The 3,573-nt window shown below is 65.8% G+C and carries 4 protein-coding genes; 2 read left to right on the forward strand and 2 right to left on the reverse strand.

The window, feature by feature from the left end:
* The coding region (locus AACR77_RS11625) for a methyl-accepting chemotaxis protein (RefSeq protein ID WP_042881586.1) at window positions 1–646 on the forward strand (646 nt) is incomplete at its 5' end.
* Window positions 647–742: 96 nt separating this feature from the next.
* Here AACR77_RS11625 and AACR77_RS11630 read toward each other — a convergent pair.
* Both AACR77_RS11630 and tpx read right to left on the reverse strand, forming a co-directional pair.
* Window positions 743–1,963 (reverse strand): DEAD/DEAH box helicase, encoded by a 1,221-nt coding sequence (locus AACR77_RS11630; protein ID WP_042881587.1) that lies wholly within the window; start codon window positions 1,961–1,963, stop codon window positions 743–745.
* Between the two features lie 146 nt (window positions 1,964–2,109).
* Window positions 2,110–2,610: a thiol peroxidase gene (gene tpx, locus AACR77_RS11635; RefSeq protein WP_010672853.1), complete on the reverse strand. Its 501-nt coding sequence runs from the start codon at window positions 2,608–2,610 to the stop codon at window positions 2,110–2,112.
* 254 nt (window positions 2,611–2,864) lie between these two features.
* On the opposite strand from tpx, the gene AACR77_RS11640 reads away from it, so the two are divergent.
* The coding region (locus AACR77_RS11640) for a cation transporter (RefSeq protein WP_042881589.1) at window positions 2,865–3,573 on the forward strand (709 nt) is incomplete at its 3' end.

Consider the following 3,573-nt stretch of genomic DNA (forward strand, 5'->3'; position numbering starts at 1 on the left):
CGAGGTCCAGCAGGTGTCCGCCAGTGGTCAGCAGGCGCTGGCCACCACCCGGGATTCGGTCGACAGGCTTCATCAGGAGCTGGACGCCAGCCAAGGCGTGCTGGCGCGCCTGACCCAGGACAGCCAGAAGATCAACGGCATTCTGGAGGTGATCGGGCAGATTGCGGATCAGACCAACCTGCTCTCCCTCAATGCGGCCATCGAGGCGGCACGGGCCGGTGAACAGGGGCGCGGCTTTGCGGTGGTGGCCGACGAGATACGGGCCCTGGCCCAGAAGACCCGCAGCTCCACCGGCGAGATAAGCGACATGATAGGGGCGCTGCAACAGAGTACCCGGCAACTGTCCGATGGCATGGAGCAGGGGGCCCAGACATCAGTGCTCTGCCAGCAGCACATGGGGGCCACCGCCGAGGTGCTCGACCAGATCAACCGGATGCTGGCCCGGGTGACCCACACCAGCGACGAGATAGCCCAGGCGGTGAGCCAGCAGGCGGATGTCACCAGCACCCTAGATCAGGGGATCCACCAGATCCACCAACTGGCGAGCCACACCGCGGACAACAGCCGTCAGGCCCTCGATGGCATCACCCTGCTGGTGGAGCGGCTGCAAAACCTCTCCCGCCTGATCAACCAGTTCCACGACTGACCCCCTTGCCGTGTAGTTTGGCGCGCCCCCGGGCGCGCTGCCGATCTCTCCTCTCCTTCACGACGACAGGCTCCCGCCGGGGGCAAGAAGTCCGTCTCAGGATTTGCCCTTGAACTGCTTGATGCTGCGCTTGCCCTGGGTGCGACGGTTCGCCTGCTTGTCTCTTGGCGCCCGTTTGCTCTCCCCGCTGGCGGGTTTGTCGGTCACCGGGAAACCTGCCAGCGCCGCTAGGGGCAGGGGCCGACCGGTCAGGGCCCGGATCCCCTCGAGCGCGTCCCCATCCCCGTGGCAGGTAAGGGAGATGGCCAGACCGCTCTGTCCGGCACGGGCGGTACGACCGATACGATGCACGTAGACGGGGGCATGGTCCGGCAGATCCAGATTGATCACCACCGGCAATGCCTCCACGTGGATGCCGCGCGCCATCAGGTCCGTGGCCACCAGCACCCGCACCCTGCCCTCCTTGAAATCCGCCAGCGCCTGCTCCCGCGTGGCCTGATCCTTGTTTCCGTGCAGGACCGCCACCGTCATGCCAGCCCTGGCGAGTTTCTTGGCCACCCCGTCCACGTCGTCCCTGGCACTGATGAAGACCAGCACCTGGGGCCACTCTCCGGCCTCCAGCAGGGCGATCAGCGCAGGCACCTTGCTGCTCCTGTTGACCAGATAGAGCCGCTCCTCGATGTCGCTCACCAGGCTGTTGAGCGGCTCGGCCTCGATGCGCACCGGATCCTGCAGCAGGCCCGAGGCCAGGCTCTCCAGTTCGATCGGCAAGGTGGCGGAGAAGAGCATCTGCTGCCGCGCCTCCGGCATTGCCTTCATCAGCCACTGGATATCGGGCCAGAACCCCATCTCCAGCAGGCGATCCGCCTCATCCAGCACCAGCATGCGCAGGGCACCCAGTCCCAGCGTCTGCTGGGCCAGCAAGTCCCGCAACCGTCCGGGGGTCGCCACCAGCAGTTGGGGGCCGAGAGCCAGTTCCTGCTCCTGCCACTCCTGGGCCACCCCGCCACACAGGGTCAGAAGGCGCACCCCCAACCCGTCGGCAATCTCCTGCAGGGCGGCGCTCACCTGGCTTGCCAGCTCCCGGGTGGGGACCAGTACCAATCCCTGTACCCGGTCACTGGCTGCGTCCAGCCTCTGCAGCAACGGCAGGCCGAATGCCAGGGTCTTGCCACTGCCGGTCCTGGCCAGGGCAAGCAGATCCCGTCCTGACAAGGCAGCAGGAATGGCTAGCTGCTGAATGGGGGTCGGTTTTTCCAGCGCGGCGGGCAGCAGGGGCAACAGGGCGGGGGCAAGGGCGAGTTCGTCAAACGTCATGGGGATCGCAGATACAGGCTGAACAAGGATGTGGAGGCGAAGTCTAGCCAGACCCACCCCATAAGTAAAAGGTTCGGGAGCGCAATAAAAACGGCCTGCCCCGTATGAACGGGGCAGGCCGTCAGGCAATCAGCCTGTGGCGCGACTTACAGAACGGCCAGGGCGGCGGCGTAGTTCGGCTCGTCGGCGACTTCGGCCACCAGCTCGCTGTGCAGCACCTTGTCGTGCTCATCCAGTACCACGATGGCACGGGCAGCCAGACCCACCAGCGGGCCGGAGGAGAAGGCCACGCCGTAGTCCTGCAGGAAGGAGACACCACGCAGGGTGGAGAGGTTCACCACCTTGTCCAGACCCTCGGCGCCGCAGAAACGGGCCTGGGCGAACGGCAGGTCGGCGGAGATGCACAGCACGACGGTGTTGTTCAGGGCGCTTGCCTGCTCGTTGAACTTGCGCACGGAAGTGGCGCAGGTCGGGGTGTCGACGCTCGGGAAGATGTTCAGGATCTTGCGCTTGCCGGCGAAGGTCGCCAGGGTCGCATCGGACAGATCGCCAGCAACCAGGGAGAAGGGCTTGGCCTGCTCACCGGCAACGGGGAAGTGGCCGGAGACGGAGACGGGGTTGCCTTGCAGGGTGACGGTATTGCTCATGTTAGGTCCTTGATGATTGATGTGGGATCCAGGGTCCCCAGTATAGGCCCGCCACGGGATGACAAACACCCGCTAATGAAAGGGATTTGGCATCCCTTTGCGTCCCTCCTGCTCCAGTGGCAGATCAGCGGCCACTGTCATGGCCCCGGACAAGGAGGAGAAGAGGGCTTGACCTTGGACTTTACACCAAGGTTTACACTCGGCTCAGTCATCCAGGATCCCGCAGGGGCGGGATCCCTCAAGAGGAACGCATCATGAGCAAATCCTGCTGCAGCCATCAACACGCCGCTGCCCCCATCAAGGCCGTCAGCAAGGCCGCCACCCCACAGGCCGGGCACAGCCACACCAGCCACTGCTGCGACAACGGGGCACAGGCCAGTAGTGTCGCCAACCCGACCCGCCACGATCATCAGGGGCAAAGTGGCGCAGACGGCCCGGGGGATGAAGAGCCCCCCAGAGGCGCTTGCGCCACCGACACAGCCCACGACCACGACCACGACCACGATCATCATGAGCAGGGGCACGCCCACACGGCCGCCGCGACCGAGCCGCCGCTGGCTACCCCCGAGCAGAACAGTCGCCGCCATAGCTGGCAGGTGCTGGGCATGGATTGTCCCAGCTGTGCACGCAAGATAGAGACCGCCGTCAGCCGGGTGGAGGGCGTACAACAGGCTCGGGTGCTGTTTGCCACCGAGAAGCTGGTGGTGGATCTGGCCCCCGGCCTCTCCTCCGATCCCGTCACCGCCGCCGTGCTGGCCGCCGGCTTCCAGCTCAAAGGAGGCGCTCAGAACACGGCTCGCAGCGAACCGGGCCGCAGCCCGCAGATGCAGAGGGTCAGTAACCTGCTCGGCAAATACTGGCAGCCCCTGTCGCTGGCCGGCTTGATGGGGGTGGCGGCCCTGTTGCCGGCCCAGATCGGTCAGCCGCTCTTTACCCTGGCCACCCTCTGGGGGCTGTGGCCCG

The organism is Aeromonas sp. ZOR0002 (assembly GCF_963866995.1).
GTDB classification, from domain to species: Bacteria; Pseudomonadota; Gammaproteobacteria; order Enterobacterales; family Aeromonadaceae; genus Aeromonas; species Aeromonas caviae.